Source organism: Pigmentiphaga sp. CHJ604 (assembly GCF_036972535.1).
Lineage (GTDB): Bacteria > Pseudomonadota > Gammaproteobacteria > Burkholderiales > Burkholderiaceae_B > Pigmentiphaga > Pigmentiphaga daeguensis.
Genome location: NZ_CP136998.1, coordinates 2631794 through 2653306, shown reverse-complemented (window position 1 = coordinate 2653306; position 21513 = coordinate 2631794). Strand labels below are relative to the sequence as shown.

Annotated in this window: 20 protein-coding genes; 6 read left to right on the top strand and 14 right to left on the bottom strand. The window is 66.7% G+C overall.

Features of this window, described 5'->3' with window-relative positions; translation table 11 throughout:
- Positions 1–176 precede the first annotated feature (176 nt).
- From R4823_RS12760 to R4823_RS12720, 9 genes are all read right to left on the bottom strand, one after another.
- Positions 177–1241: an ABC transporter substrate-binding protein gene (locus tag R4823_RS12760; protein ID WP_338618896.1), complete on the bottom strand. Its 1065-nt coding sequence runs from the start codon at positions 1239–1241 to the stop codon at positions 177–179.
- A gap of 46 nt (positions 1242–1287) precedes the next feature.
- Positions 1288–2127, bottom strand: a complete 840-nt coding sequence (locus R4823_RS12755; protein ID WP_254914662.1) for an ABC transporter permease — start codon at positions 2125–2127, stop codon at positions 1288–1290.
- A complete protein-coding gene (locus R4823_RS12750) occupies positions 2124–2999 on the bottom strand; it encodes an ABC transporter ATP-binding protein (RefSeq protein WP_254914663.1) in 876 nt (291 codons plus the stop codon). The genes R4823_RS12755 and R4823_RS12750 overlap by 4 nt, the downstream gene beginning before the upstream one ends.
- A gap of 83 nt (positions 3000–3082) precedes the next feature.
- Positions 3083–3829, bottom strand: coding sequence for a class II aldolase/adducin family protein (locus R4823_RS12745; RefSeq protein WP_254914664.1), 747 nt, complete (start codon positions 3827–3829; stop codon positions 3083–3085).
- Between the two features lie 12 nt (positions 3830–3841).
- Entirely contained in the window at positions 3842–4708 is an 867-nt protein-coding gene (locus R4823_RS12740; protein WP_087840959.1) for a VOC family protein, read from the bottom strand.
- Positions 4709–4729: 21 nt separating this feature from the next.
- Positions 4730–5740, bottom strand: a complete 1011-nt coding sequence (locus tag R4823_RS12735; RefSeq protein WP_087840960.1) for a 2Fe-2S iron-sulfur cluster binding domain-containing protein — start codon at positions 5738–5740, stop codon at positions 4730–4732.
- Between the two features lie 11 nt (positions 5741–5751).
- Positions 5752–6786: an alcohol dehydrogenase catalytic domain-containing protein gene (locus R4823_RS12730; protein WP_338618888.1), complete on the bottom strand. Its 1035-nt coding sequence runs from the start codon at positions 6784–6786 to the stop codon at positions 5752–5754.
- Between the two features lie 14 nt (positions 6787–6800).
- On the bottom strand, positions 6801–7298 hold the full coding sequence (locus R4823_RS12725) for an aromatic-ring-hydroxylating dioxygenase subunit beta (protein ID WP_087840962.1): 498 nt from the start codon (positions 7296–7298) through the stop codon (positions 6801–6803).
- A 2-nt stretch (positions 7299–7300) separates the two neighbouring features.
- Positions 7301–8641: a Rieske 2Fe-2S domain-containing protein gene (locus tag R4823_RS12720; protein WP_087840963.1), complete on the bottom strand. Its 1341-nt coding sequence runs from the start codon at positions 8639–8641 to the stop codon at positions 7301–7303.
- 324 nt (positions 8642–8965) lie between these two features.
- On the opposite strand from R4823_RS12720, the gene R4823_RS12715 reads away from it, so the two are divergent.
- From R4823_RS12715 to R4823_RS12705, 3 genes are read left to right on the top strand one after another with little or no spacing between them, the layout of a single operon-like run.
- Entirely contained in the window at positions 8966–9904 is a 939-nt protein-coding gene (locus R4823_RS12715; protein ID WP_176400833.1) for a tripartite tricarboxylate transporter substrate binding protein, read from the top strand.
- 55 nt (positions 9905–9959) lie between these two features.
- On the top strand, positions 9960–10841 hold the full coding sequence (locus tag R4823_RS12710; RefSeq protein ID WP_087840965.1) for a TauD/TfdA family dioxygenase: 882 nt from the start codon (positions 9960–9962) through the stop codon (positions 10839–10841).
- Positions 10841–12304: an aldehyde dehydrogenase family protein gene (locus R4823_RS12705; RefSeq protein WP_087840966.1), complete on the top strand. Its 1464-nt coding sequence runs from the start codon at positions 10841–10843 to the stop codon at positions 12302–12304. The genes R4823_RS12710 and R4823_RS12705 overlap by 1 nt, the downstream gene beginning before the upstream one ends.
- Before the next feature lie 29 nt (positions 12305–12333).
- Here R4823_RS12705 and R4823_RS12700 read toward each other — a convergent pair whose 3' ends face one another.
- From R4823_RS12700 to ispD, 4 genes are read right to left on the bottom strand one after another with little or no spacing between them, the layout of a single operon-like run.
- Complete coding sequence (locus tag R4823_RS12700) at positions 12334–13317, bottom strand: tripartite tricarboxylate transporter substrate binding protein (protein ID WP_087840978.1); 984 nt, start codon at positions 13315–13317, stop codon at positions 12334–12336.
- 5 nt (positions 13318–13322) lie between these two features.
- Complete coding sequence (locus tag R4823_RS12695) at positions 13323–14417, bottom strand: adenosine deaminase (RefSeq protein ID WP_338618884.1); 1095 nt, start codon at positions 14415–14417, stop codon at positions 13323–13325.
- A 25-nt stretch (positions 14418–14442) separates the two neighbouring features.
- On the bottom strand, positions 14443–14994 hold the full coding sequence (ispF, locus tag R4823_RS12690) for a 2-C-methyl-D-erythritol 2,4-cyclodiphosphate synthase (RefSeq protein ID WP_338618882.1): 552 nt from the start codon (positions 14992–14994) through the stop codon (positions 14443–14445).
- On the bottom strand, positions 14991–15719 hold the full coding sequence (ispD, locus tag R4823_RS12685; RefSeq protein ID WP_279815005.1) for a 2-C-methyl-D-erythritol 4-phosphate cytidylyltransferase: 729 nt from the start codon (positions 15717–15719) through the stop codon (positions 14991–14993). The genes ispF and ispD overlap by 4 nt, the downstream gene beginning before the upstream one ends.
- A 69-nt stretch (positions 15720–15788) precedes the next feature.
- Here ispD and mfd point away from each other — a divergent pair, with 69 nt between their 5' ends.
- From mfd to R4823_RS12670, 3 genes are read left to right on the top strand one after another with little or no spacing between them, the layout of a single operon-like run.
- The gene (gene mfd, locus R4823_RS12680) at positions 15789–19274 is read left to right on the top strand and encodes a transcription-repair coupling factor (RefSeq protein ID WP_338618879.1); all 3486 of its coding nucleotides are present in this window, start codon (positions 15789–15791) and stop codon (positions 19272–19274) included.
- 22 nt (positions 19275–19296) lie between these two features.
- Positions 19297–20163 carry a phosphoserine phosphatase SerB gene (gene serB / locus R4823_RS12675; RefSeq protein ID WP_087840970.1) on the top strand — a complete coding sequence of 289 codons (867 nt, stop codon included), beginning with the start codon at positions 19297–19299 and terminating at the stop codon, positions 20161–20163.
- Between the two features lie 59 nt (positions 20164–20222).
- Complete coding sequence (locus tag R4823_RS12670) at positions 20223–20876, top strand: TetR/AcrR family transcriptional regulator (protein WP_087840971.1); 654 nt, start codon at positions 20223–20225, stop codon at positions 20874–20876.
- Here R4823_RS12670 and R4823_RS12665 read toward each other — a convergent pair.
- Positions 20851–21513, bottom strand: a complete 663-nt coding sequence (locus tag R4823_RS12665) for a hypothetical protein (RefSeq protein WP_338618876.1) — start codon at positions 21511–21513, stop codon at positions 20851–20853. The genes R4823_RS12670 and R4823_RS12665 overlap by 26 nt on opposite strands.

Sequence of the window (21513 nt, the reverse complement as noted above, 5' to 3'; positions counted from 1 at the left end):
CCGAGGCCACCACCGGACGTTCGCGCGACCAGCGGGTCAGAACAGGTGGTTGATACCGACCGAAGCCGCTTTCGTTTTGTGCTTGCCGGCAGGGGATCACCGCCGCACACCATTGATGTGCGGCGCTCTGGATTGCTGTAGGGGTTGTGGGCGGCAGCCTGGGCTGCCGCGGGAACTTACTTCGGCTTGTAGGGCCCCAGTTCCTTGACTACCGCTCTGGCAAAGGACATGTCGACGACCTTGTCGATATCGACCGGGGTCGTGATCAGGCCCTGCTCCTTGAAGAACTCGTAATCGTGCTTCATGCTGGCGACATTGACCATGCCGTCCGGATGGCAGCCGTGTGCCGTGGCGACCTTGTAGATGGAGGGGTCCTTCTCGTGGGTCGACTTGCTCAGGATCGAAATGATCTCGTCCGAGTTCTTGCCGGTCAGCTTGCCATTGACCAGCGCGTCGTTATAGTCGCGGGTGGCGCGGATATACGCGCGCATCACCTTGGTCGCGGTGGCCGCTTCCTGCCTGGCAAAGGCGCCGCGGTACAACACCACTGCTACCTGTTGCGACGGATAGATCTGGTCGGCCTGGGGGCTGAAACGGACCACGGTCCCGGTCTGTACGGCCCGGGTCGCATTCGGCTCGGTCACCATGGCCGCGTCCAGCGCCTTGTTCTGCAGTGCCGCGGCCAGCTGCGAGTGGCCCATGTACGAGATCTTGACGTCCTTGTAGGGCACGCCGCCCTTCTTGAGTGCCTCGTTCAGCAGCGACAATGCGCTGCCGCCCGGCGACTGGCTGCCGACCCGAAGGCCTTTCAGGTCCTTCAGGCTCTTGAAGGCGCCGCTGTCGACCAGGTCCTTGCGCACCAGCAGCGGGACGTAGCCATGCCCCGGCGGCATCGAGCCCTTGTCCGCGACGACCTTGATGTCGATGCCGCGTCCGATCGAGTTGTACAGGCCGGCGCTGGTCGCGCCCACCGCGACGTCGAGCTGGCCGGCGCCGATCGGCGCGATCATCTGCGCCGAATTCGGAAAGCGGATGATCTCGGCATCGATACCTTCGTCCTTGAAGTAGCCCTTGGCCTCGGCGATATAGATCGACGCGTCGCTCAGGGAGCCGACCACGCCGATCCGCACCTTGGCGGCGGCGGCCGCGTTGCCGCTCAAGACTGCCACGGCGGCGCAGGCATACAGCGTCGAGCGCACCAGCTTGCCCAGTGTCGATTGAATTTTCGCTATTGACTTCATTGTTACTGTCTCCGTTATGGTTGGTATATGCAACATAAGGCGCTTTTTAGCGCTCGGTCTTCCAGGGCACCACGATTCGTTCTACTTCATCCATCACAAGCGTGAACACGAAGCCGATCAGGGCAATCATCAACAGGCCGACGTACATGGTGTCCACCGACAGGATTTCCCAGGCGTTCCAGATCATGTAGCCGAGGCCGCTGTGGGCGCCGACCATCTCGGCCAGCGCGATCAGGATCAGTCCCATGCCGACGCCAAGCTTGATGCCCGTCATGATGAACGGCAGCGCGCCGGGCACCGCGATGGTGCGGAACACCTGCCAGCGGCTGGCCTTGAAGTTGCTGCCGACGTCGAGGTAGATCTTGTTGATCTCGCGCACGCCGGTGACGGCGTTGATCAGTACCGGGAAGAACACGCCGATCGCCACCATCGCGATCTTGGAACCTTCGCCCAGGCCGAAGATCAGCAGCAGCAGTGGCATCAGCGCGCTTTTCGGCACCGGATAGGTGGCCGCGATGAGCGGGTCGACAATTGCGCGCAGCGGGCGGTAGAGACCCATCAGGACGCCGATGATCAGCGCCGGCACCCCGCCAACGAGGAAGCCCCAGAACAGCCGCTGCAGGCTGGCCCGGGAGTTGGCCCACAATTCGCCCGACTCGGCCAGCACCAGCAGCGTCTGGAAAATCGAGGTGGGCGCCGGGAAGAAGCGGGTGTCGATGAAGCCGGTGCGCGCGGCGATCTCCCAAATCAGCAGCAGCACGAGCGGCGACAGCACGCCGAGCAGGCGGTCGCGCGAGCCGGCGCTCAGCTTTCTGGTCTTGAAGCTGGCGCGGTTGGCGGCGGACACTTGCGCCGGCGCCGGTGGGAGTTCGACTACCTTCATCATTTCACACCTCCTTTTTTCTCTTCCTGACACTTGGCCTGCTGCACTTCGTCACGCAGGTAACCCCAGATCCGATACACCAGTTCGCCGTATTCGGCTTGCGAGCGCAGCTCGATCACGCGCCGCGGACGCTCGAAGGGCACGTCGATCAGGGCCTTGCAGCGGCCCGGATGCGCGGTCATGATCATGATCCGGTCGCTCAGCGTCACCGCTTCGTCGACGCTGTGCGTGATGAACACCACGGTCTTCTTGGTCTCTTCCCAGATGCGCAGCAGTTCTTCCTGCAGCAGCGTCTTGTTCTGCTCGTCGAGCGCGGAGAAGGGCTCGTCCATCAGCAGGATTTCGGGGTCGTTGGCAAACGCGCGCGCAATCGACACGCGCTGGCGCATGCCGCCCGAGAGCTGGTGCGGATAGGCGTTCCTGAAGCGGGTCAGGCCGGTGCGCTCGAGATAGTGGCCGACCACGTCGCGGATCTCCGCGGCGGGAACCTTGCGCATCTTCAGTCCGTACGCGGCGTTGTCCCACACGGTCATCCAGGGGAACAGCGAATCGCCCTGGAACACCATCGAATTGGCCGGACGCTGCTGGCCAGAGCGGGTGATCTCGACGCTGCCGCTGCTGGCCTGCTCGAGGCCCGCCAGGATGCGCAGCAGCGTGGTCTTGCCGCAGCCGCTAGGGCCGACGATGGTAAAGAATTCGCCCGATGGGATATCAAGCGACACATTGTCAACCGCGGTAAAGACACCGTCCTTGGTCTGGAATTGCTTGACAAGATTCTTGATCCCGATCTTGCACGCGTCCGCACCCGGCTGTGCGGTAGCGGCCGTCATGGCCGGCGCGCCTGCGACGGTGCGGGGAATTGAGCTGGTAATCATGGTCTCCTCTTGCTGCCTTTAAAAAATCCGGCGAAGGTCTTGATTGCCTTCCTGTGCCGGTCTTGCCTGAATAAAAACTCGTGTTACCTGATATTCGCCCGGTCGGACCCGCTCTGTTCCGGGTCGCCATGCGTCAGGAATTCCCACAAGCGTTCGAAGATCCCGCCCGTAGACACGGCGCGCGCACTGGCCTCGGCGTCCGACAGCAGCGTCCCGCCCTGCCCGCCGCCCGCGGCGCGCACGGTCAGTTCGAGCGCCGCCGCCTCTTCCAGCAGGAACGACAGGCCTGCCGCCTCCTCGATGCTGCTGCCCGCGACCACGGCGCCATTGCCGCGCATGACAATCGCGCGGGCCCCGCCGAGCAGCGCGGCGATCGCCTGTGCCTTGTCGTCGTCGCGGACCAGTTGCGGATCGTCCCAGAGCGGCGGGTGCGGCGCAAAGTACGAGCCGTTGCCGTGGCGGGCCGACGGCGTCAGGCGCATGGTCGACAGCGCGATCACGCGCGCCGGTAGGATGCGGCAGATGCCGCCGACGTCGGGCCGCACCTTGTAGATCTGCTGGTGCAGCCGGACTTCGCCCAGCACGCCCTGCGGCAACGGTCCCTCGACCGGCACCACGGTGCCCTGGTCGTCAGCGTCGAGGCAGCCCATTGGGCGCGCCGCGCACACCAGGAACTCGGTGTCGTTCAGGCGCGCGCTGACGTGGCCGAACGCGTGCACCAGGCCGTGCCGGCCCATCGCGCGCGCAGCCTTGCGCACCTGGGCCTGCAGGTGCGCAAGGCGTTCTTCACTAGCGCCGGCCGCCATCGCTTGTTCCGTCGTTGCCTGCATCGTGTCTCCTGGTCAGCTCTTAAATTCGGGAATATCCGGACGCGATCCCCACATGCACAGCGAGGTCGATGCCTCGAAGGGGAACTGGCGCGGCCTGACCGTCGACATCTCTTCTTCGGTGAACACGCGCACGCCGGTCGAGTATTCGTAGGTCATGCCGTCCGGTCCGGCAAAGTACAGGAACATCGCGCCTGAGGTCGGGTGGCGCCCCGGCCCGAACACGATCCGCACGCCCTTCTCCTTGAGCATGTAGTAGGCGCGCATGATATCGTCGATACCCTCGACCTGATGGTTGATGTGCTGGACCCCGGCGAAGCTGGATGGAAACAGCGCGATCTTGTGGTGGACCGGGTCGATCCGCAGCAGCGGCGAGTTGCCCAGGCGGTCGCTCACCCTGGCGCTCATGACCTGGGTCCAGAATTTTTCGTCGCGCGCCGGATCGCTGGAGCGCAGCCCGATATGGCTGAAGCCGGTAATGCCGGCGTCGCGCGACGGGAAATAGCGCCGCCCGCTGTGGTGCGGACGGACTACCAGGTCGATGCTGTTGCCGCTCGGGTCGATGAAATTGACCAGCCCCTCGACCCGGCGCTGCTCGCACTCTTCGCGCGAGCCGGCCTTGACCCGGTAGCCGGCGTTGTCAAGCTCGGCGGCCGCGGCGTCGATGCCGGCGGCGTCGGCCAGTTCGAAGCCGGTGGTATGGTCGTTGCTGTCGCCTTCGAAGTACACCAGCGTGTGATCGCGGCTGTCGCTGCGGAAGTAGCGCGCACCCTGTTCGGTGCGCACCAGTTCGAGCCCGAGCACCTCTTGAGCGTAGCGGGTCGACTCTTCAATGTTGCGGGTACCGAGCCGTACGTACCGTACATCGTGCAAATCAATCATGGTCAATCCTCAGTCGTAAGGTCAGCTGGTGGTGACGAAGCGCTCGGCGTGCACGCGCGCCGGGTCCATGCCGTTCTCGCGCAGCCACGCGGCGGCCGCTTCGACCATCGGCGGCGGGCCGCACAGGTAGGCGTCGCATTCGCCGCCGTGCAACAGTTCGGGGCGCAGCAAGCGGGTGACGTGTCCGGCAGGGCCCTGCCAGCCGGTCTCCGCTACCGCGATGCGCTCCACCGTCAGGCGCAGGCTCTGGCCGAGCCGCTCCAGTTCGCTCGCGTTGAAAAACTCGGAGGCTTCGTTGACGCCGTAGATCAGGTGCACCGGCTGGTCGGCCGCACCGGCGCGCACCATGCTGCGCAGCATGCTGAGCATGGGTGCAAGGCCGGTGCCGCCGGCGATCATCAGGATCGGGCGGCGCAGCGCGCGCAGGTAGAAGTGGCCGGCCGGTCCCTTGATGCGGATGTCGTCGCCAACCTTTGCGCGCTCGCGCAGGTAGTCGCTCATCACGCCTTGCGGATACACCTTGAGGAAAAATTCGAGCTGCTGCTCCGCCGGCATGTTCGCAAACGAATACGAACGCTCCGCGCCGCCTGCACCGGGCACTTCCATGTGCACGTACTGGCCGGGCAGGAAGTCGATGTCGCCCGCCGTCAGCTGCACCACCATTCGCTTGACGCTCGAGGACACCGATTCGACCGCCACCACCCTGGCGTCGAGCCACTGCGGCGCATGTTGGGCGGTCAGGAAGCGCGACGAATACGGCAGCTCGACCGTGCACGGCGTTTTCGCCTTCATCTTGCACAGCAGCGTGTAGCCGATCGCCAGCTCGGCATCCGACAAGGCTTCGTCGCTGTAGTCGTCGACCCGGAATTCGCCTTGCGTGCAAAGCGCCTTGCAGGCGCCGCACGCGCCTTCGAGGCAGTCGTGCTCGAGCCGGATGTTCGAGCGGTAGGCCGCCTGGTAGACGATCTCATCGGCTCGGCTCGAAAACCTGACCGATTTTCCGTCTTCAAAGATTGCCGTTATCTGGTGCACGGGAGCATCCTTCAGGCCGGAACAATGATGGGCTTGACCGCCAGGCCTTGCAGGATCAGGTCGAACCCGGAAGTTGCCTCGGACATCGGCAGCACGTGGCTGACCAGCGGCCTGAGGTCGACCTTGCCGTCATAGATGAGCGGCATGGCGCGCTCCCACGACTGCCAGATGCGGCGGCCGTGGATGTTGTGTACCTTCGGGCACTTCAGTACCCACTGGCTGAAGTCGACGTTGATCGGCTGCGCCGGCGCCCCGACCAGGCGGAAGTCGCCGCCCTTGGTGAGCGACTCGAACACGTTGCGAAAGCCGGCCTCGGACCCCGAGAACTCGATCCCGACATCGGCCCCGACGCCATTGGTAAAGTCCTTCACCGCGTTGACGACGTCCTCGTCACCGACCTTGACCATGCGGTCGGCGCCCATCAGCTCGGCCGTCTTCAGGCGCAGCGGGTTGATGTCGCTGGCGATGATCCTGCGCGCGCCCAGCGCCCGCGCCACCGCGATCGTCATCAGGCCGATCGGGCCGCAGCCGTTGACCAGCACCGTCTGCCCGCTGACGCCCGAGCCTTCGAGCGCGGCGTGGACGCCGATGCCGAACGGCTCGAGCATGGCCGCGATGTTATGGTCGAGCGGCTGCGTGATCACCCATGCGATCCGCGCCGGCACCACGATATATTCGGCAAAGCCGCCGTCGATGTCGATGCCGGGATAGGTCAGGTTCTCGCACAGGTGCTCCTGGCCGCGATGGCACTGCACGCAGTTATTGCAGTAGATGTGGCTTTCGAGCGCGACGTGGTCGCCGACCTGGATGTTGCTGACGGCGCTGCCGACCTGGTCGACAATGCCGCTGACCTCGTGCCCGATGACGCGAGGCAGCGTCATGCGGCGCTTGATGCGGGGCGACCATTTATAGATCTGCATGTCGGTGCCGCAGATGCCTGCCGCGTGCACCTTGATCCGGACTTCGTCGGCCTTGGGCAGCGCGACGGCCACTTCGGACAACTCGAGCCCGTTCTCGCCTGGCGACACTTTACTTAGCGCTAACATATTTTTCTGCTTTCTCAGAGGTGATAGACGTCGACCGTGCCTTGCAGCTTTTCGTCGATGATGACCGTCACTTTGCGGGCGATGCGCAGTGCGCCGTCGACCCGGCGCAGCGTGTATTTGTAGCGTCCGCCGCGGGTGGTCTCGCCGCGCGCACCCCAGGCGTGCACCAGCCAGGTCGCGGCCACCTCGACTGTGTCGGCGTCGCCGCCGGTCACAAGGATGTTCGAGGTCAGGTGCGTGGTGCGGTCGACCGGCAGCGAGGCGAACGAATCTTCGCTCTCGATGCGGAACACGCGCTCTTCGAGGCCGGCACGGGTCGGACTGTAGATCAGGCTCAGCTGCGTGGTCGGATCATCGGTCAGCTTGCTCTCCGACTGCCAGGCCGGCACGAAGTACACCGCGTCTTCGGTGTACAGCGCGAGCCAGTCGCGCCAGCGCTGTTCGTCGAGGAAGATCGCCTCGCGCGCCAGCAGGTTGCAGACTTCGGCGTAGATTGTTGCGTCGTTCAGCATCGTTATTTACCCTTGCTCATCAGTTTCAGCCAGTGGCGGTAGTAGCCCTGGTAGAAAGTATCGTGGTCCCAGTTGCGCGATACCGCGACGGCGTTGCAGCCGATCTCCTGCAGTTCCTCGCACTGCTCGCCCGGGATGGTGGACTTGGCGCCGCGGCTGAAATCGTTCCACTGGCTCTTGCGGCCGTGGCTGCCAAGCGAGGTGTCTTCCAGGGCCGCGATGTCGTCCGAGGTCGCCATGCCGGTCGGCAGATAGAAGTCGAGGAATTTGCGCAGACGCGCGGCGCGCGCATTGGCGCTCTCCCCCTTCGGCGCGACGCACTGGATCCGGACCTCGGCCAGTTCGGCCGAGATCGGGCGGAACACGCGGATCTGGGTCGATGGCTGGTCCATCAGCAACATGTTGGGGAACAGGTAGAGGTTGCGGCCGCGGCCGAGCATCCAGCCGACTTTCGCTTCGCCGAACTCGGCGACCAGGCGGTCCTTGGCTTCGTACAGCGGCGCCGCCTCGGGCGTGGTGCGCTTCGCCCACACCACGTTGTGGCCGTTGCCCAGGTCGGCCGAGCCGGATTCCACGTCGCCCGTAATGCGCCCGGCCTCGGTCTTGCCGGCGCCGCTGTAGCCACCGGCTTCCTCGCGCTTGGCCATGGTCGCAGCGAACACGCGGTGGACGGTGCTGACATGGTAGCCGTCGACGCCGTTTTCCGCGCCCATCTTCCAGTTGCCGCGGATGACGTAGGTCGATTCCCCGGGCAGCACTTCCAGCCCGTCGGGCGACTGGTCGGCCAGCAGGTCGATCATTGCCGCCGCGGCGCCTAGGTGGTCCTTGAGATCGGGAACGTCGGCGACCAGGCTGCCGAACACGAAGCCCTTGTAGGTATCGACGCGGGCGATGTCTTTCAGGCTGAACTTGGAGCGGCAGCTTTCCTCGCCCGGATAGGCGCCGCTTGCCTCGCTCTTGATCTTGATGCAGCGGCCGCTGTCGGCATAGGTCCAGCCGTGGAAGCGGCAGGTGAAGGTTCTTGCCGTGCCTTTGCGCAGCGGCGCCAGCAAGGTGCCGCGATGCGAACACGCATTGATGAAGCCGCCCACGGTGCCGTCCTTGCGGCGGTTGACGACGACCGGCTGGCGTCCCATGTAGGTGGTGATGTAGTCACCTTCGTTCGGGATTTCGCTTTCGTGGCAGAGATAGATCCACGAGCCTTCGAAGATGTTTTCCATTTCGGCATCGAAGATCCCCTGGTCGATATGGATCAGGCGATCGACCATGAAGGTGGAGGTTTGCGGCTCGTCGCGGATCAGCGTGGCCGGATCGATTTCTGGTGTCTGGTTTCGGTTTATCATGTCAACCTTCTGTGCTTTATGAAGTACGCAGATCGATGGTAACGAGTCTTGTGTCGTTTAAGAAATGAAATGATTACATGCTCATCATTCGGCACATGAATGTCCGCCCGCGACTGATTCGTATATCCTTAGTCGTCGATGGCGGCAACTGCCTGCACTGAACCCGCGCAGACGGGGCCCCGGCGGGCCGGTCTTCGCGCAGCACCCGCCGACTCGACCACGGAAAGGAGACAAACGTGAAGAAATTGCTTGGTTTCATCCTGCATGCCGCGCTGCTATCGGCGCTGGTTCCCTCGCACGCCCAGGAACCCCCCCGGTTATTGCATGGATCGCATTGGTGATCACACGGTTCCCTCGCACGCCCAGGAACCCCCCTCGAAAATCCTTACCATCGTCGTGCCCACCACACCGGGCACGGGCAGCGACATCGCCGCACGGCTGATGGCGCCCAAGCTGTCGCAAGCCCTCGGCCAGGCGGTCGTCGTCGAGAACCGCACCGGCGCCAGCGGCACGATAGGCATCGGCGCGGTCGCCAAGGCGGCACCAGACGGCAACACCATCCTGTTCGTGCCGAACACGATGGCCATGATCAGCTCGCTCTACACCAACCTGACCTGGGATCCGGTCCACGATTTCGCGCCGGTGGTCCGCATCGGCAAGATGCTGGTCGCGGCCGTGGTCAACCCGGCCCTGCCGGTGGAAACGATCGGCGATTTCGTCGCGCTCGCCAAGAAGAAACCCGGCCAGCTCAACTACGGCACTCCCGGGACCGGCACTCCCCATCACTTGCGCACCGAACAGCTCCGGCAGATCACCGACATGGACGTCGTGCACATTCCTTACAAAGGCTCCGCGGGCGCTGTCACCGACCTGATCGGCGGCCAGGTCCAGTTCGCCCTGTTCCCCCTGCATTCCGTCCTGTCGATGACCGCCTCGGGCAAGCTCAAGATGCTCGCAACGACGGGAGACACACGTTCGCAGTGGACTCCCAACGTCCCCACCTTCCGCGAAAGCGGCATCGCCGGCCTCAACAATTACGACTGGCTCGGCGTATTCGTCCCCCGCGCGACGCCCCAGAAAACCGTGGACCGGCTCAGCCGGAAACTGCTCGCACTGCTCGACGATCCCGACATCAGGAAGGAACTGCTCGCGCGGGGCATCATCCCGACGCCTGGCGGGCCGAGCGAGCTTGCAACGCTGCTCTCGTCGGAGCTCGACGAATGGCGGCACGTCATCAAGACGGCCCACATCTCCGCCGAGTAACGGCAATGCACAGCGATCATCCGCGGCCCCGCCGCGATTCCAAAGGAGCTTAGACATGAGCGCCACACAGCGTCTCCCATCATCATCGTCCGCCGGTCCCGAGATACACCCGCTCTCGCCGGCGCTGGGCGCCCGGGTCCAAGGCGTCGACGCCTCCCGCCCCCTGCCGGCCGCAACGCTGAAGCGGCTGCTCGAGGCCTGGCACGCCCACGGGGTGCTCTACCTGCCCAACCAATCGCTCGACGAACTCGAGCAGGTCCGGTTCGGCGAAAACTTCGGCGAACTGGCCACGACGCAGGGGGAATACGCGATCAGCAAGGGCCATCCCGCCATCATGTACATCACCAACGAGAAACAGGACGGCCAGTACATCGGCGCCCTGCCCGACGGCGAAATGTTCTTCCACTCCGACATGTGCTACGTCGAGAAGCCGTCGATGGCGACCATGCTGTATGCCATGTCCATCCCGAAAACAGGCGGCAACACGCTGTTCGCCAACATGTACAAGGCGTTCGATGCGCTTCCCGCCGCCACCCGCCAGCACCTGGCCGGGCTCAAGGCCGTCAACAGCTACGAGCCGGGGACCAGCGCGCCGACGGCAGCAATGCGCCTGAGCAGTTCGCAGGCGTCGGACCAGGTCCGCTCCTATGCCCAGCCCGTCGTGTGCACGCACCCCGTCACGGGCCGGAAGGCGCTTTACGTCAACCGCCTCATGACCGAATACATCGTCGGCATGCCCCGGGAGGAAAGCGACGCGCTGCTCGAGTCGCTGTTCGACCACCAGGAACAACCCGAATTCATCTACGAACATACCTGGACGCCGGGCGACCTGCTGATCTGGGACAACCGCTGCATGCTGCACGCCCGCGGCGACTTCGACGCCAGCGAACTGCGCAAGCTGCGCCGCATCACAGTCAAGGGCGAGAGGATTTCCTGATGACCCAAGCACTTACCGCCCCTCCCCTGCCCAAGCGGCTCGCGCTCTACTATGGGGGCAAGTGGCACGAACCGGCCGGCGGTTATCGTCCCACGTTCAATCCCGCGACCGGAGAAATCCTGGCCCAGGCGCCGGAAGCCAACGCCGAGGACATCGCCGCCGCCGCCGAGGCCGCCCACCAGGGTTTCCTCGCCTGGTCCCGGCTGCCGGCGGCCGAGCGCGGCGCGCGGCTGCGCGAAATCGCGCGGCGGGTCCGCGACCACGCGGACGAACTCGCCCATCTCGATGCCGCCAATTGCGGTAACCCGATCCAGCGCATGCGGCCGGACGCCCTGAACGCCGCGGCGCAGATCGACTATTACGCCGGCCTGGTCCACGAGCTCAAGGGCGAGACCATACCGACCGCGGATCGGGGACTGAACTACAGCATGCGCGAACCGCTGGGCGTGGTGGCGCGCATCGTCGCCTACAACCACCCCCTGATGTTTCTTGCCGGCAAGATGGCGCCCGTCCTGGCGGCGGGAAACAGCGTGATCATGAAAGCGCCGGATCAAGCGCCGCTATCGGCCCTGCGCTTTGCCGAGATCATCGACGGCATCCTGCCGCCGGGGACCTTGAACATCGTCACCGGCGGCAGCGACTGCGGCGAAGCCCTGGTGCTTCATCCGACGGTCAGGAAGGTTGCGCTGATCGGCTCGGCCGGCACCGGTGCCGCCATCCTGCGCAATGCCGCCGACAAGATCATGCCGGTCACGCTCGAGCTCGGCGGCAAGAACCCCCTGGTCGTCTGCCCCGACGCCGATCTGGAAACCGCCGTGCAGGGCGCGATCAACGGCATGAATTTCACCTGGGCGGGCCAGTCGTGCGGCTCCACCTCGCGGCTGTTCGTCCACGACTCCCTGTACGACGCCGTCCTCGAGCGCCTCTGCGCGCAGCTTCCCAAGCTGCATCGCTGCGGCCTGCCGACCGACCCCGCCACCACCATGGGCTGCCTGATTTCCGAGGCCCAGTTCGACAAAGTCATGTCCTACATACAGCTGGGCATTTCCGAAGATGCCCGCCTCGTCGCCGGCGGCAAGCGGCCGGACGACCCGGCGCTGGCCAAGGGCTGGTTCATCGAACCAACCGTTTTCGCCGACGTCACGCCGGCCATGCGGATCTTCCGCGAAGAAATCTTCGGGCCGGTGTTGTCGGTCATCAGATGGAGCGACGAAGACCAGCTCATCGCCGACGTCAACAGCGTCGACTACGGCTTGAGCGCATCGATCTACACCCGGGACCTGGCTCGCGCGCACCGCCTGGCGCAGCGCATCGAAGCGGGCTACATCTGGATCAACACCAGCAGCGCCCACTATCTGGGCGCCAACTTCGGCGGCTACAAGAAATCGGGGCTGGGGCGCGAAGAAGGCCTGGAGGAACCATTGTCCTACACCCAGGTCAAGAACGTGCACGTTGCCCTGTAGCACGCCGGGGCGCGCGCCCCGGCACCGCGTCACTCTTTGATGTTCGCATCCTTGACGATGCGCTGGTAGCGCGCCTGCTCTTTCTTGACGAAGTCGCCGAACTGCGCCGCGCTGCCGGTTCCCGGCGCCACGGACTGTTCGGCGAACTTGGTCTTGACCTCGGGCAATTGCAGCACCTGGTTCAATTCCGAATTCAACCTGGCCACCACGCTCGCCGGCGTGCGCGCAGGCGCGAACAGGCCGATCCAGGCCGTCATCGCCATGCCCTTCAGGGCCGGCAGCTCGCCGATGGCAGGCACGTCGGGCAGCGTGGGCAGGCGCTGAGCGGTGGTCACGGCCAGGCCCTTCACCTTCTTCGCAGCCACCAGCGGCACCGCCGAACCCGAGGCCAGGATGGCCAGGTCGACCTGATTGCCCAGCAGGTCGGTGGTGGCCTGGGCCCCGCCGCGGTACGGCACGTGGCGCAGGCGCACCTGGGCCTGCTGCTGGATGATCTCCATGGCAAGGTGCAGCACCGTGCCTATGCCCGAGGTGGCGTAGGTCAGCGTGTCGGGCTGGGCCCTGGCCATCTCCAGCACCTTGGCGAAGGAATCCGCCGGCAGGCCCGGACGGCCCATGATGACCATGGGCTGGGTCGCGATGAGTCCGATGGCGACCAGGTCGCGCGCGGTGTCGTACTTGACCGACTGGGGATTGACGTACTGCGCGATGGCCGCCGGGCTGTCCACGCCCAGCAGCAGCGTGTAGCCGTCGGGCTCGGCCTGCGCCGCCCGGTAGGTGCCTATGGTTCCTCCCCCACCGCCGACGTTGTCGACGATGACCGACTGCCCCAGGCGCTCGCCCAGCTTCTGCGCCACCAGGCGCGCGATGCCGTCGGTGCTGCCGCCGGCCGTGAATGGCACGATCAGGCGGATGGGCTTGGCATGGGGCCAGACGGACTGGGCCTGCGCGGTGGCGGCGCATCCGAGCGCCAGGGCCGAAACGAGGAATGCGCGTCGAAGCGTGGCGGTCATGGTCGTCAGCAAGCAGAGTGGGAGGGGTTGGCCGGAGTGCCGAAATGCTGCCGGTGCAAGTCGTCGAAGCGGCGGTTCCAGTCGGCGCTCCAGGCCTTGCGCTGGCCCGCGTCCATCCATGCGCCGGCCAGGCCGTTCAGCATGAAGTCGCGCAGGTCGGCGACGGGGAACTCGAAGTCCTCGACCATCATGGTCCAGGCCTTGGTCTGGGTGATGTTGTGCAGGGTGGGATCGTCGCTGTTGGGGTGGATGCGCAGGCCCATCGCGCGCATCTTGCGAATGGGATGGTCCAGCGCCCACCGGTCCGGCGGCAGCGTGCGCAGGTAGTACGAATTGGCGGGCACGACCGCGAACACGATGCCCGATTCGACGCAGCGTCGCGCCAGTTCCGGCTGGTCGACGACCGTGTAGCCGTGGTCGATGCGATCGACCTTGAGCACGTCCAGCGCGGTCTGCACGTTGGTCCACGGCAGGCCGTACTCGCCGGCGTGGGCGGTGGTCTTGAGGCCCGCGCGGCGAGCGTCGGCGTAAGCCTGTTCGAACCACTCCGGCGGGCCGAGCGCCTCGCGGTAGTCGATGCCTATGCCCGGCACCTCGTCGCGCCGGGCCGCCACCATCCATTCGACCATTTCCACCGCGGCGGCGGGCGGTGCCTCGCGGTCGATGGCCGGCACCAGGCGCCCGACGATGCCCAGGTCGCGCTCGGCGTCGTGGATGGCTCGCACCATCGCGTCCTGGATGGCGGCATAGGAAAGGCCCGAGCCGCGCACCGAGCCCGTGGGATTCCAGAAGAACTCCGCGTACAGCACGTTGTGCGCGCGGGCATCCTCCAGGTATTCGCGGGTCACGCGGTAGAAATCGTCCAGCGTGCGCAGGCCGTAGTCCTCCAGCGCGCGCAGGCCGGGGATCGCGCCCTGGCGCTTCTCGCCGTGGGCATACAGGCCGTCGATCTGCTCGCTGGACAGCCCGCCCTTGCCGCCCGCCAGTTCGTGGAAGGTGGAACGGCGCAGCGCGCCCAGCAGGTGGCAGTGCAGCTCGGCCTTGGGCAGCGCGTGACAGAAGGCGCGCACGGCCTCGGTGGAAACTCGGGGTTCGGTCATGTCCGGCAACTCCATCCAGGCGGGGTCAATCCCCCGCGTACAGGTCCTTGTACAGGAAGGGATCGGGCTTGCGCGCCAGCATCGCGACCACGGTCGCGGCGATGCCTTCCTTGCGCCCCAGGAAACCCAGGGCCTCGTTGGTCTTGGCCTTGATGTTGACGCACGCCCCCGGCACGCCCAGGTCCTGGGCGATGTTGGCGGCCATGGCGGGCGCGTGGGGGCCGATCTTGGGCGCCTGGGCGTGGACCGTCGCGTCGACGTTGATGACCTGCCAGCCCGCTTCGCTTACCCGCTGCATCGCGGTGCGCAGCAGCAGCCGGCTGTCGGCGCCGGCATAGGCGGGATCGGTATCGGGAAAGTGGCGGCCGATGTCGCCCAGCCCCGCCGCGCCCAGGATGGCGTCGGTGACCGCGTGCAGCAGCACGTCGGCGTCGGAATGGCCCAGGAGGCCATGCGTATGCTCGATCCGGACCCCGCCTATGATCAGCGGCCGCCCTTCGACCAGGGCGTGCACGTCGTAGCCCTGCCCGATGCGGTAGGGATAGGTGGTGGGATCGATGTCCTTGTCTTTGTTCATGATGCGTCCAGCAGTTTTTCCATCAAGGCGAAATCCTGGGGCCAGGTCACCTTGAAATTCGACAGCGTGCCCGCCACCAGGCGGGGCGCCAGCCCCAGCGCCTCGACCGCGCTTGCCTCGTCCGTCACGGCCAGCCCGCGCACCGCGGCATGGGCCAGCGCGCGGCGCAACAGGCCGGCTCGGAACATCTGGGGCGTCTGGGCCTGCCACAGCCCTTCGCGCGGCACGGTGCCCGCCACGCGGGGCACGGCGCCGCCGCCCTGGGTCTTGATGGTATCGGCCACCGGCATGGCCACCAGCCCGCCGACCTCGTCGTCCAGGCAGGCGTCGATCAGCGCCCGCAACACCTCCGCCGGCAGGCCCGGACGCGCGGCATCGTGCACCAGGACCCAGTCGTCGGCCTCGGCCCCGCAGCGCGCCAGCGCATTGGTGACGGTCTCGGCGCGGGTGGCGCCGCCACACGGCAGGCAGGCCACGCGTGGCAATCCCTCCAGCGCGGCGCCCGCCAGGGTGTCGTCCGGGCCGACGGCCACCACCACCTGCCCGATGCGGTCGTCGCGCAACAGTGCCTGGACGGCATGGCGCAGCATGGGCCGGCCGCCCAGGAGCCGGTATTGCTTGGGCCGCACCGGCGCGGCGGCCGCCGGATCCGGCGCGGGATCGGCGGCGCGCGCCCCCACGCCGCCGGCCGGCACGATGGCGATCAAACGGGAAATCGGTCTCATGGCTTCTATAATACGGAATTGCCGCCACGCCCGCGCCGGCCCCTGGGCGACGCTCTTTCCGCGAAACCGATGTCCCTCCCAGCCAGTACAGCCTCCACGTCTTCCCCTTCCGCCAGCACGCCCGCCGCCTGCCTGCCCTCGGCGTTGACGCAAGCCGTGCTGGCCGCGCTCAGGCCCGGCGAACGCTATGCCCAGCCCCGCCCGCCGGGAGCCGGCGATGCCTGGCTGCTGGCCGACCTGGCACGCCGCGCCGGCAAGCCGCTGGCGGTGCTGACGGCCGACCCGCTCGACGCCCAGCGCCTGGCCGAGGAAATCCGCCTGTTCTCGCCCGGCCTGCGGGTGCACCAGTTTCCCGACTGGGAAACCCTGCCCTACGACGCGTTCTCGCCCCACGAAGACCTGATCTCCGAGCGCCTGAAGGCCTTGCACGCCCTGCTGCGCCAGGACGTGGACGTCCTGACGATACCGGTCACGACCGCGCTGTACCGGCTGGCCCCGCCCGCGTTCCTGGCGGCCTACACGTTCTCGTTCAAGCAGGGCGACCGGCTGGACGAAGCCGCGCTGCGGGCGCAGCTGACGCTGGCCAACTACACGCACGTCACCCAGGTGACCGCGCCCGGCGAATTCTGCATCCGCGGCAGCCTGATCGATCTCTTCCCCATGGGCTCGGCCCTGCCCTACCGGCTGGACCTGTTCGACGACACCATCGAGTCCATCCGCAGCTTCGACATCGACACCCAGCGCAGCCTGTATCCCGTCAAGGAGATCCAGATGCTGCCGGGGCGCGAGTTCCCGATGGACGAGGCCGCGCGCAACGAATTCCGCGCGCGCTTCCGCGAGGAATTCGAGGGCGACCCGTCGCGCGCCACGCCCTACAAGGACATCGGCAACGGCATCGCCTTCCCGGGCGTCGAATACTACCTGCCGCTGTTCTTCGACGAGACCGCGACGCTGTTCGACTACCTGGGCGAGCAGACCATCGCGGTCACGCTGGGCGACGCCGAGGACACCATCCGGCGCTTCCTGCAGGACACCTCCAGCCGCTATGAATTCCTCAAGAGCGACCGCGAGCGTCCCATCCTGCCCCCGTCCCGGATCTTCCTGGATACCGATGGCCTGTTCGGCCACCTGAAACGCTTCGCCCGCCTGGCCCTGGCGGGCGACCGCCCGCACCCCGCCTTCACCGCGCCGCCCGAGGTCGCCGTGCAACGCAAGGCCGAGGACCCGGTGGCGCGCCTGCGCGCGCTGGTGGCCCGGCAGGACCAGCGGGTGCTGCTGTGCGCCGAGTTCGCGGGCCGCCGCGAGACCATCGCCCAGATGTTGGCCGAGTTCGGACTGGATCCCGAGCCGGTCGAATCCGTGCAGGACTTCCTGGGCCGCGCGTCGTCCTTCGCCATCGGCATCGCGCCGCTGTCCTCGGGCTTCGGCCTGGCCGACCCCAAGCTGCTGTTCCTGACCGAGAGCGACCTGTTCCCGGGCCACGCCGTCCGCCGCGGCAAGCGCGGGCAGGAGCGCGCCAGCAACGTCGAATCCATGGTGCGCGACCTGTCCGAGCTGCGCGTGGGCGACCCTGTCGTCCACGTCCAGCACGGCATCGGCCGCTACCAGGGCTTGGTCAGCATGGACATCGGCGAAGGGGAAATGGAATTCCTGCACCTGGAGTACGCCGGCGGCAGCACGCTGTACGTGCCGGTGTCGCAGCTGCACGTCATCGCCCGCTACAGCGGCGCCGATCCCGAGACCGCGCCGCTGCACCAGCTGGGCTCCGGCCAATGGGAAAAAGCCCGCCGCAAGGCCGCCGGCCAGGCCCGCGACGCCGCCGCCGAGCTGCTGAACCTGTATGCCCGCCGCGCGCTGCGCCAGGGCCATATGTTCAAGCTGCCCATGTCGGACTACGAGGCCTTCGCCGAATCCTTCGGCTTCGAGGAAACGCCGGACCAGGCCGCCGCCATCCAGGCCGTGATCCAGGACATGACCTCGGGCAAGCCCATGGACCGGCTGGTGTGCGGCGACGTGGGCTTCGGCAAGACCGAGGTGGCGCTGCGCGCCGCCTTCATCGCCGTGGCCAACAGCAAGCAGGTCGCGCTGCTGTGCCCGACCACCCTGCTGGCCGAGCAGCACGCCCAGAACTTCGCCGACCGCTTCGCCGACTGGCCGGTCCGGGTGGTCGAGCTGTCCCGCTTCAAGTCGGCCAAGGACATCAGCGCCTCCATCGAGCAGATCAACGACGGCCGGGTCGACATCGTCATCGGCACGCACAAGCTGCTCTCGGACAAGGTCAGGTTCAAGAACCTCGGCCTGGTCATCATCGACGAGGAGCATCGCTTCGGCGTGCGCCAGAAGGAAGCGCTCAAGGCGCTGCGCGCCGAGGTCGACGTGCTGACGCTGACCGCCACGCCCATTCCCCGTACGCTGGGCATGTCGCTGGAAGGCATACGCGACTTCTCGGTCATCGCCACCGCGCCGCAGAAGCGGCTGGCGATCAAGACCTTCGTGCGGCGCGAGGACGGCAGCACCATACGCGAAGCCCTGCTGCGCGAACTCAAGCGCGGCGGACAGGTGTACTTCCTGCACAACGAGGTCGAGACCATCCACAACCGCCGCGCCAAGCTCGAGGAACTGGTGCCCGAGGCGCGCATCGCGGTCGCGCACGGGCAGATGCCCGAGCGCGAGCTGGAGCAGGTCATGAAGGCCTTCTACCAGCAGAAATACAACGTGCTGCTTTGCACCACCATCATCGAGACCGGCATCGACGTGCCCACGGCCAACACCATCGTGCTGCATCGCGCCGACCGCTTCGGCCTGGCCCAGCTGCACCAGTTGCGCGGCCGCGTGGGGCGTTCCCATCACCAGGCCTACGCCTACCTGCTGACGCCCGGCGAGGACGCCATCACCAGCAACGCCAGGAAGCGCCTGGAGGCCATCCAGGCCATGGAGGAACTGGGCTCGGGCTTCTACCTGGCCATGCACGACCTGGAGATACGGGGCGTGGGCGAGGTGCTGGGCGAATCGCAATCGGGCAACATCCAGGAAGTCGGCTTCCAGATGTACACCGACATGCTGAACGAGGCGGTACGCGCCCTGAAGAACGGCCGCGAACCCGACCTGAACGCCCCCCTGTCGGCCACTACCGAGATCAACCTGCACGTGCCCGCCCTGCTGCCGCAGGACTATTGCGGCGACGTGCACGCGCGCCTGGCGATCTACAAGCGCCTGGCCAACTGCGAGGACGCCGCCGACATCGACACGATCCAGGAAGAGCTGATCGACCGTTTCGGCAAGCTGCCCGAGGCGGCGCGCGCCCTGATCGAGATCCACCGGCTGCGCCTGGCGGCCAAGTCGGTGGGCGTGATCAAGATCGACGCCAGCGAATCGGCCGCCGTGCTGCAATTCGAGCCCAATCCTCCCATCGATCCGATGCGCGTCATCGGCCTGGTCCAGAAGAACCGCCACATGCGGCTGTCGGGCCAGGACAAGCTGCGCATCGAGATCAAGGGCGCCGACCTGAAGGCACGCGTGGACGCCGTGCGCACGGTACTGCGCTCGCTGGTCTGAACCCGTTTCCCCTTCCCATCCCCTGCCCATGACCCATCTCGTTATCCAGGCCCCCGACCTTGCCCAGGCGGCCATCGAACACGTCTCGGCCCTGGCCCGCGCCCGGCGGATCGTCGAGCTCGCTCCCGGCGCCGTCCGCCTGACCGAGGCCGACGACACGCCCGCGGCGCGCGCCCAGGTCGCCGCCTACTGCCAGGAAGCCCGCGTGGACTGGGCCTACGTCGAGCCCGGCGCCCGGCTGGCCGACTGGAAGGTGCTGGCCATGGACATGGACTCGACCCTGATCAACATCGAGTGCATCGACGAGATCGCCGACATGGCCGGCCTCAAGCCGCAGGTGGCGGCCATCACCGAGGCTGCCATGCGGGGCGAGATCGCCGACTTCAGCGAAAGCCTGACCCGCCGCGTGGCGCTGCTCCAGGGACTGCCGCTGGAGGCGCTGGAACAGGTCTATGTGGAACGGCTGCGGCTGAACCCGGGCGCCGAGCGCCTGCTGCTGGCGGCGCAGCGGGTGGGCATCAAGACCCTGCTCGTGTCGGGAGGCTTCACCTGGTTCACCAGCCGGCTGCAGCAGCGGCTGCAGTTGAACGAGGCGCACGCCAACACGCTGGAAGTGGAGAATGGCCGGCTCACCGGCAAGGTGCAGGGCGCCATCCTGGACGCCGACGGCAAGGCCCGCCACCTGCGCGAATTCGCCCAGCGCCACGGCGCCCCGCTGTCGCGCGCGATCGCCGTGGGCGACGGCGCCAACGACCTGAAGATGCTGGGACTGGCCGGCCTGAGCGTGGCCTACCACGCCAAGCCGGTGGTGCGCGAGCAGACCAGCCGCGCGCTGAACGTCTGCGGACTGGACGGCATCCTGAACTGGTTCGAGGATACCCTGGGCTGATCCGCGGCCGCTTCTGTTGTAGTGTTACGGTCCAGCCCCATTTTCAGGATTTGCCCGCCATGTCACCACGCCCAGCCAAGGCCTCGGCGGATGCGCCCCGCACCCGCGATGCCGAGCGCACGCGCCAGATCATCCTGGAGGCCGCGACCGCCGAGTTCGCGTCGCTGGGCCTGGGCGGGGCCCGCATGGACCGCATCGCCGAACGCGCCAAGGTCGACAAGCGGCTGATCTACTACTACTTCAACAACAAGGACGACCTGTTCCTGGCCGTGATGGAACGCGCCTATGCCGCGATCCGCCAGGCCGAACGGGAATTGCACCTGGAGGCGCTCAACCCGCCCGACGCGGTGCGCCGGCTGGTCGAATTCACTTGGCACTACTACCTGGAAAACCCGGAGTTCCTGTGCCTGCTCAACAACGAGAACCTGCACCAGGCCACGCACCTGAAGCGTTCGTCCCAGGTGCGGGACATGCACTCGCCCTTCGTGCAGTGGCTGGCCGACATCCTGGAACGCGGCCAGGCGCAAGGCCTGTTCCGCGCCGGCGTCGATCCGGTGCAGCTCTATATCTCCATCGCCAGCGTGGCCTATTTCTATCTGTCCAACCAGTACACGCTGTCGGAGATCTTCGGCCGCGACCTGATGGCGCCCGCCGCGCTGGACGAGCGGCTGGCCCACATGGTCGATGTCATCCTGGGCTACCTGCGCCCCTGACTCCCCTGCCCTTCACCAGCGGCGTCCCGGTGGCCGCATAGACGTGCCGTACCACGTCCCGGGCGCCGTCGTCGAAGCGGCGCCGCGCGGGACGGTCGAAGAAGGCCGCCAGGGCCGGCTCCGCCGCCTGCTCCGGCGCGGCGAAATCGAAAATCTCCAGGTAGCGCCCGGGGTCGCGGACCTGGCGAAACAGCCGGTATCCGGTGCAGCCCGGAATCTCCGCGCTGGCCCGCCCCTGCTCCAACCCGTCGGCCTCGGCCAGGGGACGCGGCGCACGGAAGGCACGCAGCAGCACGGCGCCAGGATCCGGATGCCCGCCATGCGCCACCGACGCCAGGCGGGCCAGGTTCTGCCGGATGCGGTCCTTGCCGAAGAAAGTCCATATCCGGCCCGACCACGGCGTCGGATGCGTCACCACGTGCTGGAAGCCGGGACTGTCCTCCACGCCTTCATCCCGCGTCTCATAAAGCGCCAGGAACTTGGGGAACGCGTCGTCGCAATAGTAGCGGCGCCCGCTGACGAACCCGTCCAGCCCGACCACCTGGGGTATGTGCTCCAGTTCGTACCACGCATGGAACTCTTCCTCGCGATGCGGCGGCACGTGTAGCCAGACCGCGATCAAGCCGGTTGCCTGCAT

Bases quoted from the DNA above. Each gene is read 5' to 3' on its own strand.
- R4823_RS12760 (WP_338618896.1), bottom strand. From the start codon at position 1,241: ATGAAGTCAATAGCGAAAATTCAATCGACACTGGGCAAGCTGGTGCGC.
- R4823_RS12755 (WP_254914662.1), bottom strand. From the start codon at position 2,127: ATGATGAAGGTAGTCGAACTCCCACCGGCGCCGGCGCAAGTGTCCGCC.
- R4823_RS12750 (WP_254914663.1), bottom strand. From the start codon at position 2,999: ATGATTACCAGCTCAATTCCCCGCACCGTCGCAGGCGCGCCGGCCATG.
- R4823_RS12745 (WP_254914664.1), bottom strand. From the start codon at position 3,829: ATGCAGGCAACGACGGAACAAGCGATGGCGGCCGGCGCTAGTGAAGAA.
- R4823_RS12740 (WP_087840959.1), bottom strand. From the start codon at position 4,708: ATGATTGATTTGCACGATGTACGGTACGTACGGCTCGGTACCCGCAAC.
- R4823_RS12730 (WP_338618888.1), bottom strand. From the start codon at position 6,786: ATGTTAGCGCTAAGTAAAGTGTCGCCAGGCGAGAACGGGCTCGAGTTG.
- R4823_RS12725 (WP_087840962.1), bottom strand. From the start codon at position 7,298: ATGCTGAACGACGCAACAATCTACGCCGAAGTCTGCAACCTGCTGGCG.
- R4823_RS12720 (WP_087840963.1), bottom strand. From the start codon at position 8,641: ATGATAAACCGAAACCAGACACCAGAAATCGATCCGGCCACGCTGATC.
- R4823_RS12715 (WP_176400833.1), top strand. From the start codon at position 8,966: ATGGATCGCATTGGTGATCACACGGTTCCCTCGCACGCCCAGGAACCC.
- R4823_RS12710 (WP_087840965.1), top strand. From the start codon at position 9,960: ATGAGCGCCACACAGCGTCTCCCATCATCATCGTCCGCCGGTCCCGAG.
- R4823_RS12705 (WP_087840966.1), top strand. From the start codon at position 10,841: ATGACCCAAGCACTTACCGCCCCTCCCCTGCCCAAGCGGCTCGCGCTC.
- R4823_RS12700 (WP_087840978.1), bottom strand. From the start codon at position 13,317: ATGACCGCCACGCTTCGACGCGCATTCCTCGTTTCGGCCCTGGCGCTC.
- R4823_RS12695 (WP_338618884.1), bottom strand. From the start codon at position 14,417: ATGACCGAACCCCGAGTTTCCACCGAGGCCGTGCGCGCCTTCTGTCAC.
- ispF (WP_338618882.1), bottom strand. From the start codon at position 14,994: ATGAACAAAGACAAGGACATCGATCCCACCACCTATCCCTACCGCATC.
- ispD (WP_279815005.1), bottom strand. From the start codon at position 15,719: ATGAGACCGATTTCCCGTTTGATCGCCATCGTGCCGGCCGGCGGCGTG.
- mfd (WP_338618879.1), top strand. From the start codon at position 15,789: ATGTCCCTCCCAGCCAGTACAGCCTCCACGTCTTCCCCTTCCGCCAGC.
- R4823_RS12670 (WP_087840971.1), top strand. From the start codon at position 20,223: ATGTCACCACGCCCAGCCAAGGCCTCGGCGGATGCGCCCCGCACCCGC.
- R4823_RS12665 (WP_338618876.1), bottom strand. From the start codon at position 21,513: ATGCAGGCAACCGGCTTGATCGCGGTCTGGCTACACGTGCCGCCGCAT.